This is a genomic window from Luteibacter aegosomatissinici, from assembly GCF_023078495.1.
Taxonomy (GTDB): Bacteria; Pseudomonadota; Gammaproteobacteria; order Xanthomonadales; family Rhodanobacteraceae; genus Luteibacter; species Luteibacter aegosomatissinici.
Genome location: NZ_CP095742.1, coordinates 1,307,663 through 1,333,753, shown reverse-complemented (window position 1 = coordinate 1,333,753; position 26,091 = coordinate 1,307,663). Strand labels below are relative to the sequence as shown.

At 65.1% G+C, this 26,091-nt stretch carries 28 protein-coding genes; 19 read left to right on the top strand and 9 right to left on the bottom strand.

All coding sequences use genetic code 11. The features are described 5' to 3' along the window. The first annotated feature begins 13 nt into the window (after positions 1 to 13). The gene (locus L2Y97_RS05860) at positions 14 to 499 is read left to right on the top strand and encodes an asparaginase domain-containing protein (protein ID WP_247434197.1); all 486 of its coding nucleotides are present in this window, start codon (positions 14 to 16) and stop codon (positions 497 to 499) included. Here the strand turns inward: L2Y97_RS05860 and L2Y97_RS05855 are convergent. Beyond that, positions 496 to 1,812, bottom strand: coding sequence for a S8 family serine peptidase (locus L2Y97_RS05855; RefSeq protein ID WP_247434194.1), 1,317 nt, complete (start codon positions 1,810 to 1,812; stop codon positions 496 to 498). The two genes, L2Y97_RS05860 and L2Y97_RS05855, sit on opposite strands and share 4 nt — an antisense overlap. Positions 1,813 to 2,465: 653 nt before the next feature. Between L2Y97_RS05855 and L2Y97_RS22340 the strand changes: the two genes are divergently transcribed. Then, a complete protein-coding gene (locus tag L2Y97_RS22340) occupies positions 2,466 to 2,597 on the top strand; it encodes a hypothetical protein (RefSeq protein ID WP_256452057.1) in 132 nt (43 codons plus the stop codon). Between the two features lie 385 nt (positions 2,598 to 2,982). Next, positions 2,983 to 3,903 (top strand): IS110 family transposase, encoded by a 921-nt coding sequence (locus tag L2Y97_RS05850; RefSeq protein ID WP_247427771.1) that lies wholly within the window; start codon positions 2,983 to 2,985, stop codon positions 3,901 to 3,903. Between the two features lie 477 nt (positions 3,904 to 4,380). On the opposite strand, the gene L2Y97_RS05845 is transcribed toward L2Y97_RS05850, so the two are convergent. Then, positions 4,381 to 6,219, bottom strand: coding sequence for a M4 family metallopeptidase (locus L2Y97_RS05845; protein ID WP_247434192.1), 1,839 nt, complete (start codon positions 6,217 to 6,219; stop codon positions 4,381 to 4,383). Between the two features lie 254 nt (positions 6,220 to 6,473). On the opposite strand from L2Y97_RS05845, the gene L2Y97_RS05840 reads away from it, so the two are divergent. After that, the gene (locus L2Y97_RS05840; protein WP_247434189.1) at positions 6,474 to 6,914 is read left to right on the top strand and encodes a DUF4279 domain-containing protein; all 441 of its coding nucleotides are present in this window, start codon (positions 6,474 to 6,476) and stop codon (positions 6,912 to 6,914) included. A gap of 7 nt (positions 6,915 to 6,921) precedes the next feature. Here the strand turns inward: L2Y97_RS05840 and sufT are convergent, their stop codons facing one another. Next, positions 6,922 to 7,479 (bottom strand): putative Fe-S cluster assembly protein SufT, encoded by a 558-nt coding sequence (sufT, locus tag L2Y97_RS05835; RefSeq protein ID WP_247434186.1) that lies wholly within the window; start codon positions 7,477 to 7,479, stop codon positions 6,922 to 6,924. 190 nt (positions 7,480 to 7,669) lie between these two features. Here sufT and L2Y97_RS05830 point away from each other — a divergent pair, with 190 nt between their 5' ends. The 7 genes from L2Y97_RS05830 to L2Y97_RS05800 all read left to right on the top strand — a co-directional run bounded on the left by L2Y97_RS05830 (position 7,670) and on the right by L2Y97_RS05800 (position 11,945). After that, positions 7,670 to 8,110, top strand: coding sequence for a hypothetical protein (locus tag L2Y97_RS05830; protein WP_247434184.1), 441 nt, complete (start codon positions 7,670 to 7,672; stop codon positions 8,108 to 8,110). 96 nt (positions 8,111 to 8,206) lie between these two features. Continuing rightward, a complete protein-coding gene (locus tag L2Y97_RS05825; RefSeq protein ID WP_425492826.1) occupies positions 8,207 to 8,830 on the top strand; it encodes an RNA polymerase sigma factor in 624 nt (207 codons plus the stop codon). Then, complete coding sequence (locus L2Y97_RS05820; protein ID WP_247434181.1) at positions 8,827 to 9,213, top strand: hypothetical protein; 387 nt, start codon at positions 8,827 to 8,829, stop codon at positions 9,211 to 9,213. The genes L2Y97_RS05825 and L2Y97_RS05820 overlap by 4 nt, the downstream gene beginning before the upstream one ends. Before the next feature lie 5 nt (positions 9,214 to 9,218). Beyond that, positions 9,219 to 9,770, top strand: coding sequence for a DUF3106 domain-containing protein (locus L2Y97_RS05815; protein WP_247436713.1), 552 nt, complete (start codon positions 9,219 to 9,221; stop codon positions 9,768 to 9,770). 49 nt (positions 9,771 to 9,819) lie between these two features. Further along, a complete protein-coding gene (locus L2Y97_RS05810; protein WP_247434178.1) occupies positions 9,820 to 10,392 on the top strand; it encodes a nitroreductase family protein in 573 nt (190 codons plus the stop codon). Beyond that, a complete protein-coding gene (locus L2Y97_RS05805; RefSeq protein ID WP_247434175.1) occupies positions 10,380 to 11,279 on the top strand; it encodes a 5'-3' exonuclease in 900 nt (299 codons plus the stop codon). Before L2Y97_RS05810 ends, L2Y97_RS05805 begins: the two co-directional genes overlap by 13 nt. Positions 11,280 to 11,360: 81 nt before the next feature. Further along, positions 11,361 to 11,945: an NUDIX hydrolase gene (locus L2Y97_RS05800; RefSeq protein WP_247434172.1), complete on the top strand. Its 585-nt coding sequence runs from the start codon at positions 11,361 to 11,363 to the stop codon at positions 11,943 to 11,945. Positions 11,946 to 11,956: 11 nt separating this feature from the next. Here L2Y97_RS05800 and L2Y97_RS05795 read toward each other — a convergent pair whose 3' ends face one another. Continuing rightward, complete coding sequence (locus L2Y97_RS05795) at positions 11,957 to 12,547, bottom strand: hypothetical protein (protein ID WP_247434168.1); 591 nt, start codon at positions 12,545 to 12,547, stop codon at positions 11,957 to 11,959. Positions 12,548 to 12,805: 258 nt separating this feature from the next. Here L2Y97_RS05795 and dnaE point away from each other — a divergent pair, with 258 nt between their 5' ends. After that, the gene (dnaE, locus tag L2Y97_RS05790; RefSeq protein WP_247434165.1) at positions 12,806 to 16,348 is read left to right on the top strand and encodes a DNA polymerase III subunit alpha; all 3,543 of its coding nucleotides are present in this window, start codon (positions 12,806 to 12,808) and stop codon (positions 16,346 to 16,348) included. 46 nt (positions 16,349 to 16,394) lie between these two features. On the opposite strand, the gene L2Y97_RS05785 is transcribed toward dnaE, so the two are convergent. The 3 genes from L2Y97_RS05785 to L2Y97_RS05775 form a co-directional block, all read right to left on the bottom strand. After that, positions 16,395 to 17,117, bottom strand: a complete 723-nt coding sequence (locus tag L2Y97_RS05785; protein ID WP_247434162.1) for a hypothetical protein — start codon at positions 17,115 to 17,117, stop codon at positions 16,395 to 16,397. 36 nt (positions 17,118 to 17,153) lie between these two features. Then, positions 17,154 to 17,807, bottom strand: a complete 654-nt coding sequence (locus L2Y97_RS05780) for a hypothetical protein (RefSeq protein WP_247434160.1) — start codon at positions 17,805 to 17,807, stop codon at positions 17,154 to 17,156. Between the two features lie 206 nt (positions 17,808 to 18,013). Continuing rightward, positions 18,014 to 18,592, bottom strand: a complete 579-nt coding sequence (locus L2Y97_RS05775; protein ID WP_247434157.1) for a hypothetical protein — start codon at positions 18,590 to 18,592, stop codon at positions 18,014 to 18,016. A gap of 280 nt (positions 18,593 to 18,872) precedes the next feature. Between L2Y97_RS05775 and L2Y97_RS05770 the strand changes: the two genes are divergently transcribed. From L2Y97_RS05770 to ispA, 5 genes are all read left to right on the top strand, one after another. Continuing rightward, entirely contained in the window at positions 18,873 to 19,829 is a 957-nt protein-coding gene (locus L2Y97_RS05770) for an acetyl-CoA carboxylase carboxyltransferase subunit alpha (protein WP_247434154.1), read from the top strand. Positions 19,830 to 19,904: 75 nt separating this feature from the next. Further along, on the top strand, positions 19,905 to 20,651 hold the full coding sequence (locus tag L2Y97_RS05765; RefSeq protein ID WP_247434152.1) for an NYN domain-containing protein: 747 nt from the start codon (positions 19,905 to 19,907) through the stop codon (positions 20,649 to 20,651). After that, positions 20,648 to 21,937: a tRNA lysidine(34) synthetase TilS gene (tilS, locus tag L2Y97_RS05760; protein ID WP_247434150.1), complete on the top strand. Its 1,290-nt coding sequence runs from the start codon at positions 20,648 to 20,650 to the stop codon at positions 21,935 to 21,937. The genes L2Y97_RS05765 and tilS overlap by 4 nt, the downstream gene beginning before the upstream one ends. A 32-nt stretch (positions 21,938 to 21,969) precedes the next feature. Then, positions 21,970 to 22,230 carry an exodeoxyribonuclease VII small subunit gene (locus L2Y97_RS05755; RefSeq protein ID WP_247434148.1) on the top strand — a complete coding sequence of 87 codons (261 nt, stop codon included), beginning with the start codon at positions 21,970 to 21,972 and terminating at the stop codon, positions 22,228 to 22,230. Then, the gene (gene ispA, locus L2Y97_RS05750; RefSeq protein ID WP_247434146.1) at positions 22,211 to 23,113 is read left to right on the top strand and encodes a (2E,6E)-farnesyl diphosphate synthase; all 903 of its coding nucleotides are present in this window, start codon (positions 22,211 to 22,213) and stop codon (positions 23,111 to 23,113) included. The genes L2Y97_RS05755 and ispA overlap by 20 nt, the downstream gene beginning before the upstream one ends. 196 nt (positions 23,114 to 23,309) lie before the next feature. Here ispA and L2Y97_RS05745 read toward each other — a convergent pair whose 3' ends face one another. Both L2Y97_RS05745 and pmbA read right to left on the bottom strand, forming a co-directional pair. Further along, positions 23,310 to 23,714, bottom strand: a complete 405-nt coding sequence (locus L2Y97_RS05745; protein WP_247434143.1) for a DUF4870 domain-containing protein — start codon at positions 23,712 to 23,714, stop codon at positions 23,310 to 23,312. Between the two features lie 106 nt (positions 23,715 to 23,820). Continuing rightward, positions 23,821 to 25,170 (bottom strand): metalloprotease PmbA, encoded by a 1,350-nt coding sequence (gene pmbA / locus L2Y97_RS05740; RefSeq protein WP_247434140.1) that lies wholly within the window; start codon positions 25,168 to 25,170, stop codon positions 23,821 to 23,823. A 118-nt stretch (positions 25,171 to 25,288) separates the two neighbouring features. Here pmbA and L2Y97_RS05735 point away from each other — a divergent pair, with 118 nt between their 5' ends. Both L2Y97_RS05735 and yjgA read left to right on the top strand, forming a co-directional pair. Further along, positions 25,289 to 25,513, top strand: coding sequence for a DUF1653 domain-containing protein (locus tag L2Y97_RS05735; RefSeq protein WP_247434137.1), 225 nt, complete (start codon positions 25,289 to 25,291; stop codon positions 25,511 to 25,513). Further along, a complete protein-coding gene (yjgA, locus tag L2Y97_RS05730; protein WP_247434134.1) occupies positions 25,510 to 26,046 on the top strand; it encodes a ribosome biogenesis factor YjgA in 537 nt (178 codons plus the stop codon). Before L2Y97_RS05735 ends, yjgA begins: the two co-directional genes overlap by 4 nt. Positions 26,047 to 26,091: the final 45 nt, after the last annotated feature.

Genomic DNA, 26,091 nt, shown 5'->3' with positions numbered 1-26,091 from the left:
CCCAGGTCAGTCCATGCAGCATCTCACCATCGTCACCACCGGCGGCACCATCGACAAGGTCTACTTCGATGACAAGTCGGATTACCAGATCGGCTCCCCGCAGATCGGCGAGATCCTGACCCAGCTGGGCGTGGCGTTCCGTTTCGACGTGATCCCCATCCTGCGCAAGGACAGCCTGCACGTCACCGACGAAGATCGCGCGCTCATGCGCAGCACCATCGAAGCCCAGCCGCACCGCCACGTGCTGGTCACCCATGGCACCGACACGATGGTCGAGACGGCCGCCGTGCTCGAGGGTATCCCGGGCAAGGTGATCGTCCTCACCGGTGCGCTGAACCCCGCGCGCTTCCAGGGCTCCGATGCCGTGTTCAACATCGGCTGCGCCGTCGGCGCCGTGCAGTCGCTGGAGGATGGCGTGTACATCGCCATGAACGGCCGCGTGTGGGATCCGAAGAAAGTACGCAAGAATCGCGACGCGAACCGCTTCGAAGCCGTCTAACGGCGCGCTCGCTCCTCCGCAACGGCATCCAGTGTCGCGCCGGCATCCAGCATGCCCGCACCGCAGGTGTGCGGGCAGCGTGCCGGCCGCGCGTTATCGACCAGATGCCTGGTGAGGGCCGCCACATCGAGCGCGGGGTCGGCCGAGCGCATCAACGCCACCACGCCGCTGACCAACGGCGCGGCCATCGATGTTCCTGCCATGTAGCCGAACACACCACGCCAGTGGGTACGCGAGCCCTGGTCGATGGCTGAAATGAGATCGTCGGTGCGCAGGCCGCTCAGGGATCCGCCCGGTGCAGCCAACGTCACGCTGTCACCGTGGTTCGAATACCACGCCAACGATGCGTGGCGATCCAGCCCGGCCACGGTAATCACCCCGGGGCAGTTCGCGGGCGCGAAGGCGGCAGCGGCTACGCCTTCGTTACCCGCGGCCACGACCACAGCGACGCCTCGTGCTCGCGCCTGCGCCAGCGCATCCGCGAGCGCTTCGCCACACGCTCCCGCCGTGCTCAGGCTCAGGTTGATGACATCCGGGCGGCGCAGCAATGCGGGCACGCCGCGGACCTCGCCACCAGAGGCCCATGACAACGCATCGATCATGTCCGAAAGGCGGCCGCCACAATGACCCAGTACGCGCACGGGAATTATCTTCGCCTCCGGCGCCACGCCGACGATGCCCAGGCGGTTCCCGCGTCGCGCGCCGGCCAGTGCCATGACATGCGTGCCGTGCCATGACGAGCGGGCGCCAATACGACGCCCACAATCGCCGGGATCTTCCCAGTCGCCTTCATCCGTAGGGTCGGCATCCCGCCCATCGCCATCGCGCGCACGTGCCTCGTCGCTGATGAAGTCGTAGCCCGGGAGCAGTTGACCATCGAGGTCCGGGTGCGGCGTACTCCCGGTATCCAGGACGGCGATGACGGCACCCTCGCCGCGCGTGTATTTCCAGGCGACCTCGGCATCGATGCCTGCCTTGGGATCATGCAATGACCACTGGCGTGAGTAGAGCGGATCGGGCAACGCGGCGGGACGGATGATGCGATCCTCTTCCACGCTGACGATACCGGGGAGTCGCGCGAAGTGCGCGGGGTTGCCATCCTCGATATCGAAGACGTCGGCGCCCGTTGCGAGCGTGGCGATATGCCTGGGCTGGCCGGCATCGATCGCGCGTTTGTGGCGTGTCGTGGGTTCGTCGGATTGGCGCGCTGCCGCGGCGGATGCGGAATCGGCGAAGCGTACGATGAATTGCGTGGCGCTGGCAGGCACCGTGACAAGCATGGCGAGGGTGAGCAGAAGACAACGTCGGTACATGGGGTGGGCTCCGTGGGGCGGAGGTACCACGGTAGGCATCGGCCTTGGCCCGGCGTAGATGATGGCGCCCGTTTCCATGTGTAGGCTTGCACCGTTCGTGTGCTGCGCATCTCGCGATCGGCGCCGTGCTTTCATGCCCTGCCTCGCGTTAGCGAAGCGGTTCATTCGCTTTCGCGAATGCATGTGACCAGCGGCTTGCGCCGCCTCGCTCTTGTGGGCTTGAGGCGAAGAGCCGTCGGTGCCCACCCTCGCGTCGGATGCTGCGGCTGCGCCGCCGCGCCTTTGATTCGCGCACAAGGTGCGCTCCTACAACCGCCGCCCCGTTAGCGAGCCATGGGCCAGCCCGATGTAAGGCTGGCCTACGGCCGCTCTCTTGTGCGGAACTCGCCTCGAGGGTGGGCACCGACGGCTCTTTTGACTCATGAGGTTGAGTGGTGGGAGAGCCGCGGCGTTGTCTGCGGGCAGATTGGTGCGTTCGGACAGGTATGAGCGGACAGCGGCTTCGTCCGCGGACAGGCGTGGTTGTGTGGCGTGGATCGGCGGAAACGGCGTCGTGGCGCCGTTTGTGGGTTGTGGTTTGGGTTGGCACGGCGGATGCAACGTCTCGGGTAACGGGGCCTGGCCCCACCTTATCCACCTCACGGAGCATTGCCATGAAAGCTGAAACCTTCCTGCTCAAGTCCTTCTTCGTTGCTGCCGTGCTGACCTGCGTGTTGGCGATGGGGTCGTTTGTCACGGCCAGCCCGTCGCAGCTGCCGGCGAACGTGGTGGCCGTCGCGCGTTGATGGGTTGCGGCGTCATCGCCGCGTCGGTTGATCGCGTGCAAGCACGCGCCTGCACGAGCAGGGCGCATCCGTTCCGCAAATCGCGGTACCCCATGTAGGAGCCCACCCAGTGGGCGACATCTTTTCGCCGAGCGCGCAGGCCCTGCGGCGGTATCTCGAAAGCTGTCGGCCACAGGGTGGCCTTGTGTCTTTGCCGCGGCGTAGGCTGATGGGTGAGAGCGGAGTGCGGCAAGCCGATGATGGCCGGTGCCAGGAGCACGTGTAGGAGCAAGGGCTGCCGCACTCCCTTCACCAAGCCCGAACAGTTGCTCGAGTCCTACCTCGAATTCACAAGCCGGGGCTGGTGGAGGTGCTCTCACTCCCGATCCTACTCCGGAGAGACGCCATGGGCATGCATATCGGTGTTGATGTGGGAAAGGCCACACTGGATGTGGTCTGGTTATCGACCAGGCGTCACGAGCGCTTCGCCAATACGCCGGTGGGCCGGGAAAGGCTGCTGAAGGTGTTGTCTCCCAGTGCCGTTGAGCACATCGTGCTGGAGGCGACAGGAGGCTACGAACGGGCCATCGTGGAAGCCTTGGCGGCAGCCGGCTACCAGGTGACGCGCCTGGCGTCGCACCGGTCCAGGGCATATGCCGCAGCGCTTGGAAACCTCGCCAAGAACGATAAGATCGATGCCTTAACGTTGGCCCGCATGGCCAAGACCATCGATCCGGAGCCCTACCAGCCGACACCGCCCGAACGGGCGCAACTGGCCGATCTGGTACGTTGCCGCCAGCAGTTGGTGAGCCAGCGCGATGACAATCGCCGCCGGCTGGCTCAGGCGACGTTACCCGCCGCGCAACGCGCTCTCCAAGCGATGATCGAGGCGGCGAAGGCGCAGATCGCGGCCATGGATCAGGCGATCAAGCCAGCCATGCAGGCGGTCGATCCGCACTCCCGCCTGTGCAGCGTCCCGGGCATCGGACCGGTGACCGCGGCCACGCTCATCGCATACCTACCGGAGCTGGGCCAGCTGGACCGCAAGCAGGTCGCTGCTCTGGTCGGCGTCGCGCCGTACGTTGATCAAAGTGGCCATCGCAACGGCCCCCGACGCGTACGCGCCGGCCGCTGGATCGTCAGGCGAGTGCTCTACATGGCCACCTGGGCGGCTATCAACGCCACGAACAGCCCTCTTAAGCTCCGCTACGACGCGCTACGAGCGCGTGGGAAAGTCGCAAAAGTGGCGGTCGTGGCCTGCATGCGACAGCTAATCACGGCCATCAATGCGATGGTCCGTGATCAGGCCGAGTGGAGGACTGCCTAAAGACAGTTGCTCCTACAACGGCATGGCGTCACGAGATACGAGCTCGCCCATCACGCCACCTCATGGGTGAAGAGAGCCGTCGGGGCCCACCCTCGAGGCGAGTTTCGGAGGCGAGGCCGACGGGAGGGAATAGCCCGCAGGGGGACGGCCATGGATGGCCGTTCCTCTTTGACAAGACAGGACGTCTCGTCGAAAAGCCCCTCACGGCGGCCGGTTCGCGGCCGTAGGCCAATTAAGTACATGGCCGCGTAGCGGCATCCTTGTCGAACGCTGGAGACTTGTCTGAGCAGCGAGGGTGGGCACCGACGGCTCTCGGCCTCAAAACCTCAAGAGCGAGGCGGCGCAAGCCGCTAGAAACATGCATTCGCGAAAGCGAATGAACCGATTCACTAGCGCGAAGCCGAAGGCGAGCCCAAAAGAAAAGGGCCAGGACAAAGTCTGGCCCTTTTCCCGGGAGTGACACGTTTGCTGTGGGGCTTACGGCGTCCAGGTCGCCTTGAGCGAAACGCCCGAGAACGACGAGTAACCACGCACCTTCACGTAGTACGTGCCCGCCTGCGTCGTCGCAAAGCTGCACGACTCCGCATTACCCGTCTTATACGGGCGGCAGTTATAGCTCGACGTCGTCGGGGCCGAACCGAACTTCACATACAGGTCCGCATCGCCCGTGCCACCGCTCGTCGCGATCACCAGGTTCTTTGCACCCGCCGCCACCGTCACGGTATAGCTCAGCTCCTGGCCCGACGTACCCGAAAGGCCCGTCTTCGCCGTACCGTTCTGCAGCGCCGTGCCCGTACCGCCACCACCACCGGTGGAGCACGCCACACCCACGCCATTGAACGCCGCGACCACATCAGCCGCTGCATAGCCCAGGTCGGTCGCCGCACTGGCCACACCGCAGGCGCCGGTGTTAAAGGTCGACGTCGCCGTCCAGTACACGGCGTTCGCGCGAGCAAACGCCTTGAACGCCTTCACCGTATCCCAGCCGCTGGTCTTCGCCAGCAGGCAGAACGCCTTGTTGTACACACCCGACGAGTAGTGCACATCCAGGCCGTTGTAGTAATCCGATGCGTTGCCGATCGAACCACCATCCTGCGGCGGGTTACACATATAGCGAAGCGCCGTACCGATGCCCGCACTGCTCTTCACGATATCGGCGCCCACGAGGAAATCGTTGGTGCCGCGGTCGTAGTACTCCGCCGCTTCACCCGCGATATCCGAGTACGCCTCGTTCATGCCGCCCGACTGCCCGTCGTACTCCAGGTTGGAGTGCTGCTCGGTGTAGCCGTGGCTGATTTCGTGCGAGGTGACATCCAGCGCCACCAGCGGATAGAACGTGCTGGCCCCATCGCCGAACGTCATCGAACTGCCATCCCAGAAGGCATTCTCATAGCTCGAGCCGTAGTGCACCTTCATGATCAGCACCTGGTTGAGCGGCGGCGCACCCGTGTACGAGTTGTACATGTCGTGCACCACGCCACCGAAGTGGTGGGCATCGTTGATCGGGCCATAGCCTCCGTTCACCGCATCGCCACTGGAGGTGGGACAGGTGAAGCTCCACAGCGTGCCGCTGCCGGAGGTCGCCTTCTTCATGTTGTAGGTTTTGACGTTGGTGTTCTGCATCGTGCACGTGGTGCCCGACTGGGTCACGTTCAACGCCGGCAAGCCATTGGCGCCCCATGTGTACTGGCCAGTCTTGCCGTTACCACCCGGGCCCGTGGCATCGGCGTAGGTCAGGCCATCCCACTGCTTGATCACTTCACCGGTGTTCGCATCCACGATCGCGGTGGGGCGCGACGGGTGGTCACCGCCGTTGAAGAACGAGGTGAGGTACACCAGGCGTGCCGGCGCGCCATCGCCCGGGTAGACATAGAGGTCTGCCTTGGCGTTTTCCGGCTTGACCGCCGCGCTGCGCAAGGTCGTCGCCTGCCGGGTCAGCACGGCCACCGCCGCGGCCTGGTCCAGCTTCGGTGCCACCGAGGCCAGGTCCACCTGCAAATCCGACGAGACGACGCCGTCGGCGACCAGCGCGTTGCCCTGCGCATCCTGCTCCACGGCAATGCTGCGGCCGTAGACCGGTACGCCCTTGAAGGTCTGCTGCATGCGCACGGTCTGCGTACCCTTTACCGTAGGCAATGCGTTCTTCGCAACGAACGCATTGTCGGCGGAAAGGCCAAGCTTCGTGGCCAGTTGGCTGGCCGGCGCGGCTCCCAGGTTCTGCGCGCGCAGCGCCTGCTCGGTCGCCGCGGAAGCGGCCGAGGTGGCGGCGATGCCGACGGCAACCGCCAGGAGTTTCAAGCGAACATGACTTGCCATTACGTTCCTCCTCCGGGAATGGGCAACACGAAGCCATTGCGGCCGTGGTGGACCACATTCCGAACGATGATGATTTCGCGCCGCAGCGCGAATGCCCGTGTGACTTGCGATCCCCCCAGACCGAAAGTCCTTGTCAACGTATCGCAAGATATAGCGGTCGACTACCTAGGGGTTTCCCTAGGTCGTGAAAAAACGCGATGCTATGCACGAAACGGAAGGGGCGCACCGGCGCTGCCGTTATAAGGGGAACCACGATGGCCAGCACCATGCTCGATATCGACGCCGACCTCGCCTTGCGCACGCCGGTGGTGAGCGCCTCGTTCCGTCTTACCTCGGAACGGCACGTGCTCGACCATCTCGTACGTGAATTCCAGATCGAAGGCGGCCAATGCTGGCAAAAAGGCGATGCCGAGGAAGGCACCGACGTGGCCCGGCGGGCCTACGGCTGGAGCGTCACCCTGCCGCCGCAGCGCACCTACTCCGTGGATACGGCGATCAGCGAGTTACTGCTGCGCCTGGCGCCGGAGCGGGACACGATCGTGCAGCTTGTCCGGATGATGGAACTGGACGCGCACGTCTGCCTTGAAGTGAAACTGGCCCCAGGGCACTTGCCGGTTTTGCATGCTTCACCGGCGACCATCGCCGCGATGGCCGCGTACAACGCGGCATGCAGCGTGGAACTTCTCGAGCTCTGAGCGGGGCTCAGAGCATCCCGGTTTCGAGCTTCGCGGCGTCCGACATCATCGACTGGTTCCAGGGCGGATCGAACACCAGGTCGACGTCGGCTTCCATCACCGTCGGGATCAGTTCAAGCTTGGTGCGCACGTCATCCACGAGGATGTCGCCCATGCCGCACCCGGGCGCGGTCAGCGTCATCTTCACGTACGCCTTGCGGCTGCCTTCGTCACTGGTTTCCAGGCTGACGTCATACACCAGCCCGAGCTCCACCACATTGATGGGGATCTCCGGATCGAAACACGTGCGCAATTGCTGCCACACCAGTTTTTCGACGTCTTCGTCGGAGGCATCCGCTGGCAGCTCGATGGCGCGCGGCGGCTCCTTACCGAGCGCATCGGCATCGTTGCCGGCGATACGGAACAGATTGCCCTCCACGTACACGGTGAAGCTGCCGCCAAGGGCCTGGGTGATGTAGCCGATCTGGCCGGCCGGGAGCGTCACCGTCTCACCTTGCGGCACCATGACCGCCTGGCAGTCACGTTCGAGGGTGAAGGGCTCGCTGCTGAGGCTGAAACCGCTCATGGGTGTCCTGTGGGGGCGGCCCCGGGGCCGCAAAGTCGTCAATTATGCGCCCGCCGGGGCCCGGCGGTCAGCATCCACCCTGCAAGGTTTGGGCGGCAGGTGCCGCCCTCAAGAGCGCGTAAGGCCCCGGCCCGCTATCATGCGGGCGTTTCCCCTGCCCCGGTTCCCATGCGCCTTCCGATTCCCTGCCATGGTGGCTAGCCCCATCCGCCGCCTCATCAATGTCGTCTCTGGCCTGCTCGGCGCCGTCCTGTTCGGCTTTGCCGCCGGTGCGACGTGGATGGTCCCCTCCATGATGTTTGGCCGCGCCCTGCCCGCGCTGGCCTTGCCCGTGGGATGGGCCCTGGGCTATGTCGTACGCCGCTGGCTCCGGTTCGAAGGCGTCCCGGGCGCCATCCTGGCCGCCGGCGCCACGCTCCTCGCCTCCGCATACGTCGGCTGCCTCGTGGCTGCCGCAACCATCGCCGGCATGATGGGGGTGGGCTTCGCGCGGGCCATATCCGATGCGGGGCCGGCCATGCTGGTGTCCCTCGCCCGCCTGGCCCAGGGGCCGGCCGACCTTGGCCTGTACGTGGCCGGTGCGATCCTCGCCGCCCTGGTGGCCTGGCCGCTGGGCCGCCGCCGTGGCTGACTTCACCCGCGGTAAATGCCTACGTTGGAAGATACCCAGCCATGGCACGTCAACCAGCGGTCGCCGACCGCGTTTAGCAGGGTGAAACCAGGCCGTATGGAGCACGAGGATGGCAAGACCGACGACGCGGAGAAAGCCGTGAACGGCTCGCTCGCGCTCGACAGTGCCCCCCTCGAGGACCTGCGCGATATCCCGGCCAGCATGGATGCGTTCCTGGCCGCGATCGAGCGCCGGGCGTGGCGCATGGCCGAGATCCATCTTGGTAACCGCGATGACGCGCTGGATGCGGTTCAGGACGCGATGCTACGACTGGTAAGGCATTACGGCGAAAAGCCCGCGCAGGAATGGACACCGCTGTTCTGGGGCATCCTCCGCCGGCGCATTGTCGATTTGCAGCGCCGCCGCAAGGTTCGCTCGATCGTCGTGGGCTGGATCGGTGGCGGCGTCGACGACGATGGAGCGGAGCTTCCCGCCTGGGAACCGGCCGATGACGCGCCCGACCCGTCGGTAAGGCTGCAGGATTCGCAAGCCTACGGCGATATCGTCGAAGCGGTTCGCAAATTACCGCGACGCCAGCGCGAGGCGTTTACCTTGCGCATCATGGAAGGCCTGGATGTCGCCGAAACCGCCCAGGCCATGGGCTGCTCGGACGGTAGTGTAAAGACACATCTTTCGCGCGCGATGCATGCGCTGCGCGAGCAACTGGAGGCATGGCGATGAGCCAGCACGATCGTGAACTTGAACGCCGGGCCAGGGATCTTTACCTGCGCGCCAGCCGTGACGTGGACCCGGCCATGGCCGGGCGGCTGCGCGCTGCACGGCGCACGGCGCTGTCCAGCCCTGCCCAGCACACCACTGCCCGCCGTATCCTGATCCCCGCCAGCGCGTTCGCCGTTGTCGCCCTTGCCACCCTCATGGTGTGGCAGCCGCTTGGTGGCTCGTCGTCGGCTCCGCCCGCCGCCCTTCAGGCCATGGACGCCACCGACCCGACCGATCTGCCACCGGACGCCGATAACACCGACCCGGCGCTTTACCAGGACCTGCAGTTCTACAGCTGGCTTGCGTATAACGACACCGGTAGCCAGGCCCGGAACAACAAGTGAGCACCATGCGCCGCCTCGCTCTTCCCCTTGCCATGCTGCTCATGCTCGGCACGCCGTTGGCCGCCAGCGCGCAGGCCGCCCCTCCGCCGCCATCAAACGACTGGCAAGGGCCGGATGACCACCATCCGTTGCCGCCACCGCGCCCGTGGAGCCAGCTGTCTGCGGACGAAAAGGACATTCTCTCGCCACTGGCGAAGGACTGGGATACGTTCCCGCCCCAGCGGCAATCACGCATGCTGGATAAGGCCCAGCGCTGGCGCGGGTTGCCGCCCGAGCGGCGCGCGGAAATCCGCGACCGCATCGCGCACTGGCAGCAGATGACGCCGGAAGAACGCGCGCAGGCGCGCCGCAACCAGCAGAAGTTCAACGATCTTTCGCCCGACCAGCGGCAGAAGCTGCATGAGGCCTTCGAGCGTTTCCGTACCCTGCCGCCCGACCAGCGTCGCGCCCTGGTGGAACAGTGGCGCAACCAGACCCCGGAACAGCGCCGCCAGGCGCTGGATCACCTGGGCCCGAACGACGCCCTGCCGCCGCCCCCGCCCCCTCGCGACCGCTAACCCGGTCTTCTGGATACATGGGTGCAGGAGCGGGTGGTAAAATGGGCGGATGAACCAGCCCAACCTGGATAGTCTTAACGCCCGCCGTTCCGTGCCCTCGCGCCAGCTCGGCGAACCCGCTCCCGACGACGCCACCCTGCACCGCCTGATCGAGGCCGCGATCCGCGTCCCTGATCACGGCAAGCTCGAGCCATTCCGTATCCGCATCCTGCGCGGCGATGCCAAGCGCAGCTTCGGTAACACGCTGGCGAACATGGCGATCGCCGCCAATCCCGATCTTTCCGAATCCAAGCGCGAGAAGGAACAGCGCCGCTACGAGCATGCGCCCCTGGTGCTCGTGGTTTCCGCCCGGATCGACGCCGACAGCAAGGTGCCCGAACTCGAGCAGAACCTTACCGCGGGCTGCGTCGCCTACAACCTGCTGCTGGGGGCGCAGGCCCTCGGCTACGGGGCGCAGTGGCTCACGGGTTGGGCCGCCTACGACCGCGATGTGGCAAAGCTGCTCGGCATGAAAAAGAACGAGCACGTCATTGGCTTCATCCACGTGGGTACGCCCGGCATGGAAGCGCCGGAACGCGATCGCCCGGCCTACGACGATATCGTGAGCGCATGGCAGCCGTGACCGGCAGCGATACCGTCCACCTCGTGGATGGCAGCCTGTATGTATTCCGGGCATGGCATTCCATGCCCGATGAATTCCATGACCACGAGGGTGAGCCGGTCAACGCCGTACACGGCTTCACCCGTTTCCTGTGTGAGTTGCTCGAACGCAGCCGCGCCGAGCACATCGCCGTCGCGTTCGATGCCTCGCTGACCACCTCGTTCCGTAACGCGATCTACCCGGCTTACAAGGCCAACCGCGAGCTGCCGCCGCCCCAGCTCGTGCGCCAGTTTGCACTGTGCCGTGAGATATCCGCGGCGCTGGGCATCACGGTCCTCAACGATCACCAGTACGAAGCCGATGACCTGATCGGCAGCGCCCTGTGGGGCCTGCGCGTGCATGGGTTCCGCGGCGTGATCGTGTCGGCCGACAAGGATTTTGGCCAGTTGCTGGGCGAACACGACCAGCAGTGGGATTTCGCCAAGGATGTTCGTTGGGGCGCGGCTGGTGTGTTCGACAAGCTGGGTGTGCACCCGCACCAGGTTGCCGATTACCTGGCCCTGTGTGGCGATGCGGTCGATAACATCCCGGGCGTACCGGGCATCGGCGGCAAAACGGCCGCCGCCCTGCTTGCACACTTCGGCAGCCTGGATGCGTTGCTCGAACGTATCGATGAAGTGCCCTACCTGCGCATTCGGGGCGCGGCGGCGTGCGCCGCCCGGCTGCGCGAACATGGCGAACTGGCGCTGCTTTACCGCCGGCTCACGCGTATCGCGCTGGACGTAGCGGTGGCCGAAACCGCCGATGCGCTAAGCCGCCGCCAGGGCGATGCCTCGGCCGTGGATGAGCTCTGCGAGCGCATCCGCTTTGGCCCCATGACCCGAAGCCGCCTGCGCGCCCTGCTTTAAGACTGAAGGAGCGCGCCGCGGGCGTCACACGGCCGAGATCGTTTTTCGACGATACTTGCCGGATTGCCCAAGGAGCCCGCCATGCAGACCAGCCCGCTGCCCCACGCCTCGCCCATCCCTGATGACGCCAGCCTGCCTGAAGAGACGTTGTACACGGGCAAGTGGCTGACCCTGAAGAAGCGCGGCCGGTGGGAATACGCAGCGCGGAACAATCCGGGTGGTGCGGTGATCATCCTGGCGGTGACGCCCGACGACAAGGTGATCTTCGTCGAGCAGTACCGCGTATCGATCCTGGCCAACACCATCGAGATGCCCGCAGGCCTGGTCGGTGACCTGGAAGGTGCCGAGGACGAGGACGTCTTGCTGGCGGCGGAGCGCGAACTCGAAGAAGAAACCGGCTACCGCTGTGGCCGCATCGAGTTCGTGCATGAAGGCCCGTCGTCATCGGGCATGAGTACCGAGATGATCGCGTTCGCCCGGGCGTGGGACCTGGAGAAGGTCGGGGCCGGTGGCGGCGACGACACCGAGAACATCATCGTGCATGAAGTGCCGCGCGCCGAAGCCGGCAAGTGGCTGTTCGATCGCGCGGCGGAGGGCTTTTCCATTGACGCCAAGCTGTTCGCCGGCCTGTGGTTCATCGACCACCCTGAGGCGCACACGCGCTGACGCCAGACGGCTTACGACTGGGTCGGATAGATGCTGAACTCCACATCCTTGATCCTGATCGCCGCCCCGTTGTCGATGGCGGGATCGGCGTAGGCGTTACCGAGCGCAGCGAAGCTGACGTATACGTAGTGCGGCTGGTAGCCGGTCTTCCTGCCCGGCGCCTCGACGGTGATATAGCCCATGCCATGGCGATCGACCGAGAGCTGGACCTCGCGTAACGCCATGGCATGCTGGTTCTTGTCATCCGCGAGCCAGACCTTCACCGTCAGGTTGTTGTCGAACAAACCCTGGCCCCGCTCCATGCGTGCGTTGAATTTCACCGCGTACGTCAGTCGGGACCCTTCGGTCGACGCATCGAGCGGCACGATGGCGCGGGCCGTGGCGGCCTGGCGCCGGGTGACGACCAGCGGCTCCTTCGAGGGGATGCCCCCCGCGCCACCCCCGTACCACGTACCGCGCATGTAGCACCCGGTTGCCAGGTGGGCGCCAATGGAGGTTGTGCAGCCCGGCAACGGTGCATGGGGTGGCGTGGCGTTCGCGGTGGGTGCGAACGCGGCAGCGCTCAACAGGGGCAGGAGCGCGGCGAGATATCGCTTGGACATGGGGAAGTTCCTTCTCGGGTGGGGACACCGGCCGTCCAGCCAGCGGGGCGTCACAACGTAGCCCGACCCATTTGTAGCCGAATACGCGGATGGGATTACTACCGGCGGCCGCTGCCGCGGCAATGCCCTACACGACATCGCGGCTTCCGCCGTCACGGGCCCGGCCACTGCACCGCACGGCCGTTTTCCCGCCTGTCAATTCTTGTTCCCACCCCCACTCCCGGTTAGCCTTTCCCATGGCCTGAACCGGCACCCCGCATGACCGTCCGCTTTGCCCACCTCCACCTCCACAGCGAATACTCGCTGGTCGACTCGACGATCCGCATCAAGCAGCTGATCGCCGCGTGCGTGCGCGCCGGCGTGCCGGCCGTCGCACTGACCGACGAGAACAACATGTTCGGGCTGGTGAAGTTCTACAAGCAGTGCGTGGCGGCGGGTATCAAGCCCATCGGCGGTTGCGATATCTGGGTTTCCAGCCCGGATGACCCGCGCCCGTGGCGCCTTACCCTGATCTGCCAGGACCGCGATGGGTACCTCAACCTGTCGCGGCTGGTCTCACGCGCCTGGCGTGAAGGCCAGGGCAGCGGCCGTGCGCTGGTCGATGCCAACTGGCTCACCGCCGAAGCGGTGACCGGCCTGATCGCGTTCGCAGGCCGCGAAAGCGAGGTCGCGCGCATCGCCCTTTCCGCCGGGTTGCCGGCCGCCGGTGCGCGGTTGGGCTTGCTTGAGCACCTGTTCCCCCAGCGCCTGTACCTGGAACTGACCCGAACCGGTCGCGAAAACGAAGAAAACTGGGTGCGCGCCGCCATGGCCCTGGCCGGCGAGCGGAGCTTGCCGGTCATCGCCAGCAACGATGTGCGCTTCCTCGAGCGCTCGGGCTTCGAGTCGCACGAGGCGCGTACCTGCATCAACCAGGGCCGTGTGCTGGCCGACCCCAAGCGCCCGCGTTTCTACAGCGAAGAGCAATACTTCAAGTCGGCCGAGGAAATGGCCGAACTGTTCGCCGATATTCCCGAGGCGCTCGAGAACACGATCGAGCTGGCCAAGCGCTGCAACCTGGAACTCACCTTCGGCACGTATTACCTGCCCGATTTCCCGGTGCCCGAAGGCCACACGCTCGACACCTACATCCGCGAGCAGGCCCAGAAGGGCCTTGAGGAGCGGCTGGCGGTGAATCCGCTCGCGCCGGGCAAGACCCTGGAGGATTACCAGGCGCGCCTCGATCGCGAAGTGGATGTCATCATCCGCATGGGGTTCCCCGGTTACTTCCTGATCGTGGCGGACTTCATTGGCTGGGGTAAGGATAACGGGATCCCCGTCGGCCCGGGCCGTGGTTCCGGCGCGGGTTCGCTCGTCGCATGGGTTCTCAAGATCACCGACCTGGATCCGCTCCAGTTCGAGCTGCTGTTTGAGCGCTTCCTCAACCCCGAACGCGTGTCGATGCCCGACTTCGACATCGACTTCTGCATGGATCGCCGCGATGAGGTGATCGACTACGTCGCACGCAAGTACGGCCGCGACCACGTCAGCCAGATCATCACCTACGGCTCGATGGCTGCGAAGGCGGTGCTGCGCGATTCCGGCCGTGTGCTCGGCATGGGCTACGGCCAGGTCGACCGCCACGCCAAGCTCATTCCCGCCCGCCCGCTCGACCTCACCCTGGGCGATGCCCTGGGCCGCACCGAGAAGTCGAAGAAAGAACCCGAGCGCGTGGTGAAGGAGTTCTGCGACATCTATGAAACCGAGGAAGAGTCGCGCACGCTGATCGACCTGGCGTTGAGCCTGGAAGGCCTCACCCGCAATGCTGGCAAGCACGCCGGCGGCGTGGTGATCGCGCCCACCCCGCTCACCGATTTCGCCCCGCTGTACTGCGAACCGAGCGGCGAAGGCGTGGTGACGCAGTACGACAAGGACGACGTCGAAGCCGTGGGCCTGGTGAAGTTCGACTTCCTCGGCCTGCGCACGCTCACCATCATCGACTGGGCCGTGAAGGCCATCAACAAGCGCCGTGCCACCGAAGGCACCGAGCCGCTGAACATCGATACCCTGCCGCTCGATGACCCCAAGGTCTACGACCTGCTGAAGAAGGCGCAGACCGTCGCCGTCTTCCAGCTCGAATCGCGCGGCATGCAGGGCATGCTGAAAGAGGCTCAGGCGGACCGTTTCGAGGACATCATCGCGCTGGTGGCACTGTACCGCCCGGGCCCGATGGACCTGATCCCCAGCTTCTGCGCCCGTAAGCATGGCAAGGAAGCCGTGGAGTATCCGGACCCGCGCGTCGAGCCCATCCTGAAAGAGACCTACGGCATCATGGTCTACCAGGAGCAGGTGATGCAGATGGCGCAGATCGTGGGGGGTTACACCCTCGGCGGCGCCGACTTGCTCCGCCGCGCCATGGGTAAGAAGAAAGCCGAGGAAATGGTGAAGCACCGCGCGACATTCCGCGAAGGTGCCGCCAAGGACGGGATCGACGGTGACAAGGCCGATTCGATCTTCGACCTCATGGAGAAGTTCGCCGGCTACGGCTTCAATAAATCGCACGCGGCCGCCTATGCGCTCGTGTCCTACCAGACCGCGTGGCTGAAGGCGCACTACCCCGCCGAGTTCATGGCCGCGACGATCTCGTCGGACATGGATAACACCGAGAAGGCCGTCACCTTCCTCGATGAAACGCGTGCGATCGGTATCAAGGTGCTACCGCCGGACGTCAACGCATCGGAGTGGATGTTCGAAGCCGTTGAGCCGCGTGTGGTGCGTTACGGCCTGGGCGCGATCAAGGGCGTGGGCCAGGGCATCTGCGAGGAAATCGCCGCCGAACGCAAGGCACGTGGCCCGTTCAAGGGCCTGGTGGACTTCTGCCAGCGCATCGGTTCTAACAAGCTCAACAAGCGTGTGATGGAAGCGCTGGTGCAATCCGGTGCGCTCGATGCCCTGGGCGAGAACCGGGCCACGCTGGTGTCGCACATCCCCGAAGCCATGCGCGCTGCCGACCAGGAGGCGAAGAATCGTGCCTCCGGCCAGGTGGATATCTTCGGCAACGCCTTCGGCGATGCCGAAGCACCGAGCATCATCGAGCTTTCCGGCTCCGTGCCGGAATGGCCGCTGGAGCAATTGCTGCAGGGTGAGCACGATACGCTTGGCCATTATCTGTCCGGCCACCCGACCGACCCGTGGACAACGGAGCTTTCGCAGCTATCCAGTTGCCCGATCGGCGAAATCCCGCACCGCTACCAGCCGCCCAAGCCACGCCGCAACGATGACGAGGAAGGCAGCCGCTTCCGGCGCAGCCCGGAAACGCCGTGGACGGTGGCCGGCATGGTCGTGGGCATGCGCAAGCGCGGCGATAGCGACGCCTTCGTGCAGATCGAAGATGCCACGGGCCTGCTCGAAACCAGTTTCTTCCGCGAAGTATTCACCGATGCGGCGCCGCTGCTCACCCGCGGCAACATCATCGTGGTGGAAGGCGGCCTGCGCATCGACGATTTCGCCGGAGGGTACCAACTGCGCGCACGCAAGGCCTACTCGCTTTCGGACGCCATGGAGCACTTCGGCCGCCTGCTGACGTTGAAGCTCAACGGTGTCGATGAGGAGTTCCCAAAGCACCTGAAACACGCGCTGATGGGTTTCCGCGGCGGCCGTACGCCACTAATGCTCGCGGGCTATCGCAATAGCGTGGGCCAGGCCAGTCTGGAGCTGGGCGACGAATGGCGGGTGCGTGCCCTGCCCGACCTGATGCGAACGCTACGCGGCTTGCCGGGTGTCCTCAGCACCGAGCTGCGCCTGGTGCGGCCCGCGGACTAACGATGCGGCGCCGGTCCTGGGCCCGGCGCCGCATCCGCCGTCATCGTCACCAGCGCGGCGTTACCTCAGGCAAGGGATCATCGGGGGTGGCGCGCACGATCACCACATCGGCAACAGGTGTGCGTCCCAACCCATCTTCAGCAGTGATCCGTATATCCATCGCGGACATGTCCTGCCCCCGCGGCGCCTCGATCCATGCCATCAGTTCGGACCGTGGATCATCGGTGACCTGGGCGACCTGCACGGCGCGGTTTGCCTGCGCCACTACCTTGTCGCCCGATCTCAACGCAACGTCCATCCGAACGCGGGTGCTGCCTGTCCACGTGCCGACATGAGCGTGCACGCCGTAGACGACGGGTTCGCCCGAGCCTGTCGAAGGCAACGTGACTCGTTGCTCCACGCCATCACCCGACTGCAGCAGCACAAACTGCTCACCGGCCTGAGCCTGGCCACCACCACGTCGGCCGGGATCAATGTAGCGCCACGGCGTGATGTGTTCGGCGACCGAATGGGGCGGAGCGAACGATGGAAACGAATAACCGTGGGAATGGCTATCGCCCTCAGGACCGCCAAAATCCCCGTTAGGCACGCTGATGAGGCAGGCATCCTTCCACGTCGCGTGCCTGCATTCGGGCAGGCCGCCGAACGGTGCGTGCCCCGGAATGGTGAGCGCGAACGCGGGCGCCGCCACGCCCATGGCGATGCCGAGCCCCAGGGCATGTATCGCCAGAGGCCACGCCGCCTTCCTGATACGTATTGAACGGTTCATGTCATTACCTTCCATGGGAACCAACGGGGTTCTCGATCAGCGATTCTTCTTCGTCTGGGTCAGGACGACTTCATCGATATATATGGGATGACCTTCTCCCGAGGGGCGCTCGAACTCCACGCGCAGCGATGCCGGAACGCTGAAAGGGGATGCCTTCATAGTGAATGGTTCCATGCGATCACCTTCCGGCTGGCTAGTGATGTTTGCAAGCACCACCTCCTGCCCCGTGACCATGATGCCAATCAGGCGCGCGGTCATGGGGCCACGCGCAGCGTAGCCAAGGCTTGATGCTTCGAACGAAAGCTCATAGGTCGGTAGCGCGGCACCGAATGTGTTGGCCGGCTGCGGGGCATGCACCGTTTGCCGGACGAAGGCGCCCGGCTCTACACCGATGGCAATGCCCGTGTATTGACGATTCACCCAGGTGCCTATCACCGGCACCGGGCCGCTGGTTTCCCAACCGGACACACGCGGGAACACCGTCATCTGCGTGTGATAACCCGGCGGCTTGGTCTGAAAGTCGTGATTCTGCAGCTCAATCTCGCAGTTCTCGTAGCCGAGTGGCGGCATGCTTGCCGGGCAACGGACCAGTTCGTCGCTGCCTCCCGCAAACACCGGCGTGATGCTGGCGCACAACAGGGTCGCAACCAGCGAGGCACGGGACACGCGAATAACCAATGATGTGCTCATGACGATCTTCCTTGAATGTGATTGAAAGCGGCATCTTCTGACACCGGCGGGAGTCGAACCCGCAGCTCGATCGGAACACAACATGTGCGTGGGTGGAGCGAGGCCTACACCCGAAGCGACAATCTCCTACACAAGCGCGCGGAATTTCCCCACAACGAAGCGACCCAACGGGGTCGCTTCGTTGTGGGGAAATTCCGCGGTAGGGACTAGCGCTGGCGAATCACCTGCACGTCATCGATATACACGGTGGCGCCCGCATTGCTGTCCTTGCGCACGATCTGAATCACCATAGCCGTGGCGGGACCGCGTGACGCGTCGAAGCCACCGGATGGCCGCGACCACACCCCTCCGACCGTGTAGGCGCGCGAAAAAGCCTCGTACGCCCCGTCAGCGCCCACGAGCATCACCGACACCTCGATGCCTGCGTCGCCCCCTTCCGAGCGTGCGAACAGTGAGGGGATGAAATAGGGAGCGCGTTCCATATCGTCGTTGCCGCCTGAGAGCGGTACGACCTGACTGACCGAACCACCCGGCGCCAATACCAGCTTGGGATTGGCGGTGTCGTCGATGCTCACGGTGTGCGGGTTGAACAGGTTGGGCATCCAGTTGACGAGCGAGCCTTCGCCATCGAACCCTGCATTCAGGATACTGACCAGACACTCCGTGGGCTGGCTGCCGGATGATGGGCACACGGGCAGGTCGTCGCCGTGGGGCGTGGTTGCCGAGGCGGGTAAGGTGATGAGCGCGGTGGCGAACGCCAGCGCACGTGCGGTTATACGAAACACGGGAAGACTCCTTGTCGTGAACCAGGGCCGGTCCATCCGGCCCATCTGTTGGGGCCTGAGCAGGGTACGCGGGACTCACTGGCCTCAGCGGCCCACCTACGCGCTTAGCTCCCAACTCCCACGGCAATTGACGGCATTCGCCTACACGAGGGGTACACCGAGTCAACGAAGCCTTCGGATTCATAGGGTTACGACCGAAGGCGTCACCGTACGTGAGCGCACGCCACCTACCGCGCAGCCCGGCTATAATGCTCAGTCTTGCCCGGATGCTTCGTACTCCATGAATCCTAACTTCCTCGATTTCGAACAACCCATCGCCGAACTGGAAGCGAAGATCGAAGAACTTCGCCACGCCAGCAGTGGCCAGGCGTTCAACATCGACGAGGAAGTGGGCCGCCTGCGTGAGAAGCTGAAGATCAAGACAGCTGAGATCTTCCGCAACCTTACGCCGTGGCAGGTCAGCCAGGTGTCGCGCCACCCGGCGCGCCCGTACACGCTGGATTACATCCAGGGCATGTGTGAGGAATTCCACGAACTGAAGGGCGACCGCATGTTTGCGGATGACCAGGCCATCGTAGGTGGCCTGGCCCGTATCAACGGCCGTTCCATCATGATCGTGGGCCACCAGAAGGGCCGCGACACCAAGACCAAGGTGAAGCGTAACTTCGGCATGCCGCGCCCAGAGGGCTATCGCAAGGCGCTGCGCCTGTTCAAGCTGGCCGAGCGCTTCAACATGCCGGTGTTCACCTTTATCGACACGGCAGGCGCATGGCCGGGCATCAACGCGGAAGAGCGCGGCCAGTCCGAGGCGATCGCCCGCAACCTGCTCGAAATGGCTGAACTGCGTGTTCCGGTCATCTGCACGGTCACGGGTGAAGGCGGCTCGGGCGGTGCGCTGGCTATCGGCGTAGGCGATCGGGTCAACATGCTCCAGTACTCCACCTACTCCGTCATCACGCCGGAAGGCTGCGCCTCCATCCTCTGGAAGAGCGCTGACAAGGCGAAGGATGCCGCCGAGGTGATGGGCCTTACCGCGCCGCGCATCCTCGAGAATGGCCTGATCGACAAGATCGTGCGCGAGCCGCTGGGCGGTGCCCACCGCAATCCGCAATCCATGGCCACCCGCCTGAAGGCAGTCCTGCTGAACCAGCTCGATGAGCTTGAAAAGCTTCCCGTCGACGAGTTGCTCGAAAAGCGCTACCAGCGCCTGCGCGGCTTCGGGGCCTACACCGAGTAACCAGCCCCCGGGCTGCGCGCACGCCGATGTCACGGCGGCGCGCTACCATGGCCGCTCGCCACCAGGGAGCCGGCCATGGCCAACGATGTCACCCACAAGCTAGCCGTCCTGATCGACGCCGACAATGCGCGGCCAGCCATCGTGGATGGCCTGCTCGCCGAGGTGGCCAAATACGGCACGGCCCACGTCAAGCGCATCTACGGCGACTGGACCGGGCCCAATCTCAATGGGTGGAAGGCCGCCCTGCTCGATCACTCCATCCAGCCCATCCAGCAGTTCGCCTATACCTCGGGCAAGAACGCCACGGATTCGGCCATGATCATCGATGCGATGGACCTGTTGTACGCCGAACGCTTCGACGGCTTTTGCATCGTATCCAGCGATAGCGATTTCACCCGGCTCGCCTCACGCATCCGCGAGGCCGGCCTCATCGTCTATGGCTTCGGGGAACTGAAAACACCGAAGGCGTTCGTCTCGGCATGTGACAAGTTCATCTACACCGAAGTACTGGTCAGCGCGGACGACGATGATGACGACAAGGCCATCAAGGCTCCGCTCTCGGTTAGCGAGCTGCGGGGTGACACAAAGCTTCTCAACGCCGTGCGCAACGCTATCAAGGATGCGTCGGATGAGAACGGGTGGGCTGCGCTGGGTGGCGTCGGCAGTATCCTGAGCAAGCGCATGCCTGATTTCGATTCGCGCAACTACGGCTATGCCAAGCTAAGCGGCCTGATCCACGGTATTGGCCTGTTCGACGTGGAAGAACGCCAGCACGGCAGCGCCAAGCACGTTTACGTCAAGCTACGCGCCAAGGGCAAATGAGCATCGCGCTTTCCGACCACCTCTCCGCCGCGCTGGCGGACCTGGACGACACGCCGCTCGTCGTCGCCTATAGCGGCGGTCCGGATTCCACCGCACTGCTGCATGCGCTGGCGATGCACGCGCCCCGTCCTGTCATGCGGGCGCTGCATATCGATCATGGCCTGCATGCCGAAAGCGGGGCGTGGGCCGTGCATTGCCGTCGCTTCTGCGAATCCCTGGACGTGCCGTTCGAATCGGTGCGTGTCAGCGTGGACCTGAGCCGGGGTGAAGGTGTGGAGGGCGCAGCGCGCCGTGCACGCCGCGCTGCGTTCGCCGCATCGCTGCGCCCGGGTGAACGCATGGTGCTGGCGCACCACCACGATGACCAGGTCGAAACCGTACTGCTCAAGCTCATGCGCGGCGCGGGCCCGGAAGGCCTCGCGGGTATGCGCGAACGGCGCGCCATGGGCGCAGGCGAGCAGTGGCGGCCGCTGCTGGGGCTACCCCGCGACGCCTTGCTGGACCATATCGCCCTGCATGCCCTCCATACGATTCACGATCCCTCAAACGACGATCCGCGTGTCGCGCGTGCGTGGTTGCGCAGTACGGTATTGCCCGCCCTGCGTGAGCACTGGCCGCATGCGGGCCAAAGCATCGTCCACAGCGCGCGGCTGTGCGGCGAGGCTGCGGCCTGCCTGCGCGATGGCTGGATGGAAGCCTACGGCCGCCTGCGCGGGCCGGATGGCAGTCTCGATGCCCCTGGCTGGCTCGCGTTGCCCGACGCGTGGCGCGGCCCCCTGCTGGACCAGTGGCTGCATGCGGCTGGCCTGTCGGCGCCCACGACCGCCCAGCGTGACACGCTCGAGCGGCAAGCACGCGAAGCGGCGGCCGAGCGGCTCCCGCTGGTCGGCTGGCTGGATACGGAAGTCCGCGTATGGCGTGGCAAGCTGTGGGCCATGCCCCGGCAGAAGCCGTTTGATACGGCCTGGTCATCGCCGTGGCGTGGGGAACCACTGGCCCTTCCCGGCGGCGGCTCACTGACACTTGGGGGCCGGCGGTTGCCAGCGGCGGTCACCGTCCGTTACCGGCAGGGTGGCGAATCGCTCAAGCCGGCGGGCGATCGCCACACCCGGGAGCTCCGCGACCTGCTCCAGCGCGGCGGGGTGCCCCCTTGGGAGCGTCCGCGCATGCCGCTGGTCGTCGATGGCGATACCGTCCTGGCCGTGGCGGACCGGTGGCTCAGCGAAGCGGGGAAACCCCTGTTCGATGCCGCTGGCGCCCTCCCCCTGTGGCATCGCGGCGATTGATCGAAACGCCCATGTGAGCTAGTTTTGCCGCCATGCCGAAGTCCCCTGCCGCCGCCGTTCCCGCCTCGTCCATCGCCGAGTTCGAGCATTCGCTCGATGAACTCGAGCAGTTGGTCACGCGCATGGAAGGGGGCGAGCTGAGCCTGGACGATTCGCTGAAATCCTTCGAGCGCGGCATCGGCCTTTACCGGCAATGCCAGACCGCGCTGGAGCAGGCCGAACTCCGTGTCCGCCTGCTGCTCGATCCCGAAGCCCCCGATACCGCCGAACCCTTTGACTCCCGCAACGACTGACCTGCCGGCGCCGCTCAAGGCGCTGGCCGGCCGGGCTGATGACGCGCTGGCGCGCGTGCTGCCCGGCGATGACCTGCCCCCCGTCGAACTCCACGGTGCCATGCGCTATGCGGTACTTGGCGGCGGCAAGCGCCTGCGCCCGTTGCTGGTGTATGCGGCCGGCCACGCGCTGGGCAATGACGGCCCGGTCCTCGATGCCCCGGCCTGCGCGGTCGAAATCATCCATGCCTATTCACTGGTCCACGACGACCTGCCGGCCATGGACGACGACGACCTGCGCCGCGGCCGGCCTACGTGCCACATCGTGTACGGCGAAGCCATGGCCATCCTGGCGGGCGATGCCCTGCAGGCCCTGGCCTTCGAAATCCTGGCGGAAACGCCTGAGGGCGATGACCCGGTCCAGCGCATCGCCATGCTGCGCACGCTCGGCGCGGCCTGTGGCGCCGAGGGCATGGCCGGTGGGCAGGCGTTCGACCTTTCCGCCGTCGGCCGCAAGCTGACGCTGGAGGAACTGGAGCGCATGCATGCCTACAAAACGGGCGCGCTGATCAGGGCGTCAGTACGTTTGGGCGCGCTCGCCGCCGGTTGCCGTGATACGGCACTCCTGGAACGGCTCGACCGCTACGGCCATGCCGTGGGGCTGGCCTTCCAGGTACGGGACGACATCCTGGATATCGAAGGCGAATCGGCGGTGATCGGCAAGACGGCCGGAAAGGATGCCGCGGCGGATAAGCCGACATTCCCGTCGATCATTGGCCTCGAAGCTTCGCGCGCCCGTCTCGCGGCATTGGTCAACGAGGCGCTGGATGCCATTGCGCCCCTCGGCGAACGCGGTGAATGGCTTGCTGAACTAGCGAGATATTCCGCGCATCGCGGGCATTGATCACGCTGCTTCATGGCAATATGCGCACATCGCGCGCAAGCGCGCCCCATCAGGGGGGCGCGAACATGCTTAGAGAACGTAGCGTGGCTTGCTCAGGTACGCATTTAAGCAGGGACGCCACGCTTCTGTATGGAGGCGCTCACCAACAAAAAAGGCCCGCTTCTGCGGGCCCTTTCTGATGCGTTGTAGGCAGAATTCAGTTGATCAGCCGCAACGTATACGGATACCGGTACGTGTTATCCGAACTCACCTTCAGCGCGGCGACGATGCAGAACACCACGTTCGCGATCCACGCCAGGAAGACGATCAGACCACCGATCAGGATGATCGTAAGAATGCCGCCAATGAAGTAGGCCAGCACGATAGTGATCTGGAAGTTCAGCGCTTCCTTCGCCTCGCGCACGAGGTACTGCTTGTCCTCGCGATCCTTGAAGACCAGCCAGACGATGAGCGGGACGATCACGTGGAACACCAGGCCCGACAGATGCGTCAGCATCGCGATGTTCTTGTCGTCGGAACTGGGAGCCGCCACCGGTGGCGGTACCGGATCGTACGGCGGCGGGGCGGGCGGCGGTGGAACCTGATCGGACGGGGTACTCATGGCACGACTCCCTGGGCGATGTCGGCTCCACTCTCCCTTTGCCCCGTGCCCATGTCAACAAGACTTGCGGCACGGGGGCTGGAAGTCATGCCCCGCGGCGGCCCCTTTACTCGCCCGCGATCGTCATGTTTTCGATGAGCCATGAGCCGGTGAGGATGTGCGAGCGATAATCCACGTCGCCCCCCACCGCCACGAGGTTCGCGTACATGTCGCGCAGGTTCGCGGCGATGGTGATTTCTTCCACCGGATATGCAATTTCGCCGTTTTCCACCCAGAAACCCGAGGCGCCACGGGAATAATCGCCCGTGATGATCGACACGCCCTGCCCCATCACCTCGGTAACCAGCAGGCCGGTGCCAAGCTTTTTAAGCATGCCCTCGAAGCTTTCGCCGCCATGGCCCACCAGCAGGTTATGGACACCGCCCGCGTTACCGGTGGACTGCAGGCCCAGCTTGCGGGCGGAGTAGCTACCCAGGATGTAGCGGGAAAGCACGCCATCGACGATGAGCGGCGCATCCACGGTGGCCACACCTTCGGCATCGAATACCGAGGAGCCCAGGCCCCGCAGAATGAGGGGTTTCTCATCAATGGTTAGCCACGACGGGAGGACCTGCTTGCCCACGTGATCGAGCAGGAAGCTGGAGCGGCGGTAAAGCGACCCGCCGCTCACGGCGCCCAGCAGGTGGCCGATGAGGGAGCGGGCGATCTCCGGGGCGAACAGGACGGGTGCCTGGCGAGTGCTGAGGCGGCGGGCGCCCAGGCGCGACAGGGTACGCTCGGCAGCCTTCCGGCCCAGCGCCGCGGCATCCATGAACTGGGTGGCATCACGTTGGCTGTCGTACCAGTAATCGCGCTGCATGCCCTCGTCGTCGCCGGCGATCAGGGCCACCGACAGCGAGTGCCGGGTGCCGCGCTCGCGGCCCAGGAAACCGTGCGAGTTGGCGTACACCGACAGGCTCTGGCCAGCATTGACGCTGGCGCCATCGGAGTTGGTGATCCCATCCATGTCACGGCCAGCGTTCTCGATATCGCAGCCGAGCGCGATGGCGGCATCCACGTCGATATCCCAGGGATGCCACAGGTCCAGGTCCGGGAACACGGTGGCCATGCGGTCCGCATCGGCCAGACCGGCCGCCGGGTCTTCCTCGGTGAAGCGGGCGATGGCGCAGGCCTGGTCGATCGTGGCCTGGATCGAATCCGGGTTCAGGTCGGCCGTACTGGCCGAGCCCTTGCGCTTGCCGAAAAACACCGTGAGGGCGAAGCCCCGGTCGCGGGTGTGCTCGACGGTTTCCACCTCGCCCAGGCGCACGTTCACGTTCAGGCCTACATCCACGCTGGCCGAGACCTCGGCCTGGGTGGCGCCCGCGGCGCGCGCCCGGCGGATCGTATCCTCGGCCAGGCTGGCGAGGCGGTCGAGGTCCTGGTGGCTGGTGTCGCGGGTGGAAACTTGGCTCACGTGGGCTTCCCGGGGGCTGGCGGTTAGAATGGCAGGCCGCAGGCGGCCAATATCCCTTAATGGGGTCGCGCCGCCCGAATCCAAAGCAACGCACCGCCCATGGTGCCATGGAAACCTTATGAGCATCCGTGTCGGCTATTACCGCCACTTCAAGGGCATGCCCTACCGCGTGCTGGGCACCGCCCGGCACAGCGAAACCATGGAGGAGCTGGTGGTGTACCAGGCTCTGTATGGCGAACACGGCCTGTGGGTGCGCCCCGCGGCCATGTTCGCGGAAACCGTAGAACACGAGGGCCGCGTGCAGCCGCGCTTTGCCTTCGAAGGTGAGGAGGCAACGCCATGAGGCCCTGGGACGATCGCCCGCAGAAGGATGACGAGGAAGATTTCGGCCCGAGCCGCAGCGAACAGCGCCGCAATGCGCTGGATATGCTGAAGCTGGCCAACCAGTTGGTGGAGCTACCGCCCTCGCGCATCCCCAAGCTGAACCTGCCCGAAGACATCATCGACGAGATTGGCCGTACGCGTAAGGTCACGGCGCACATCGCGCGCAAGCGGCAGATGGCGTACCTGGCCAAGATGATGCGCCGGCATGGCGATGAGGCATTTACCGATGCACGCGCCGCGCTCGGCGAGGATCGCGACCGCCAGCGTCAGGAAGCAGCACACGTGCACCGCCTGGAAGCGGCACGCGAAAAGCTGCTGGAAGGTGGCGATGCCGCACTGGGCGAGCTGTTCGACAAGCACCCGGAACTGGACCGCCAGCACCTGCGCTCACTGGTGCGCCAGGCCCGCGCCGAACGCGAAGCCAACAAGCCGCTGCATGCATTCCGCGAGATCTACCGGATCCTGAAGGAACTGGAAGCCTCCGAGGAATGATGTAGGAGCCCACCCTGTGGGCGACGCTGTTCGCGAATAAGCCAC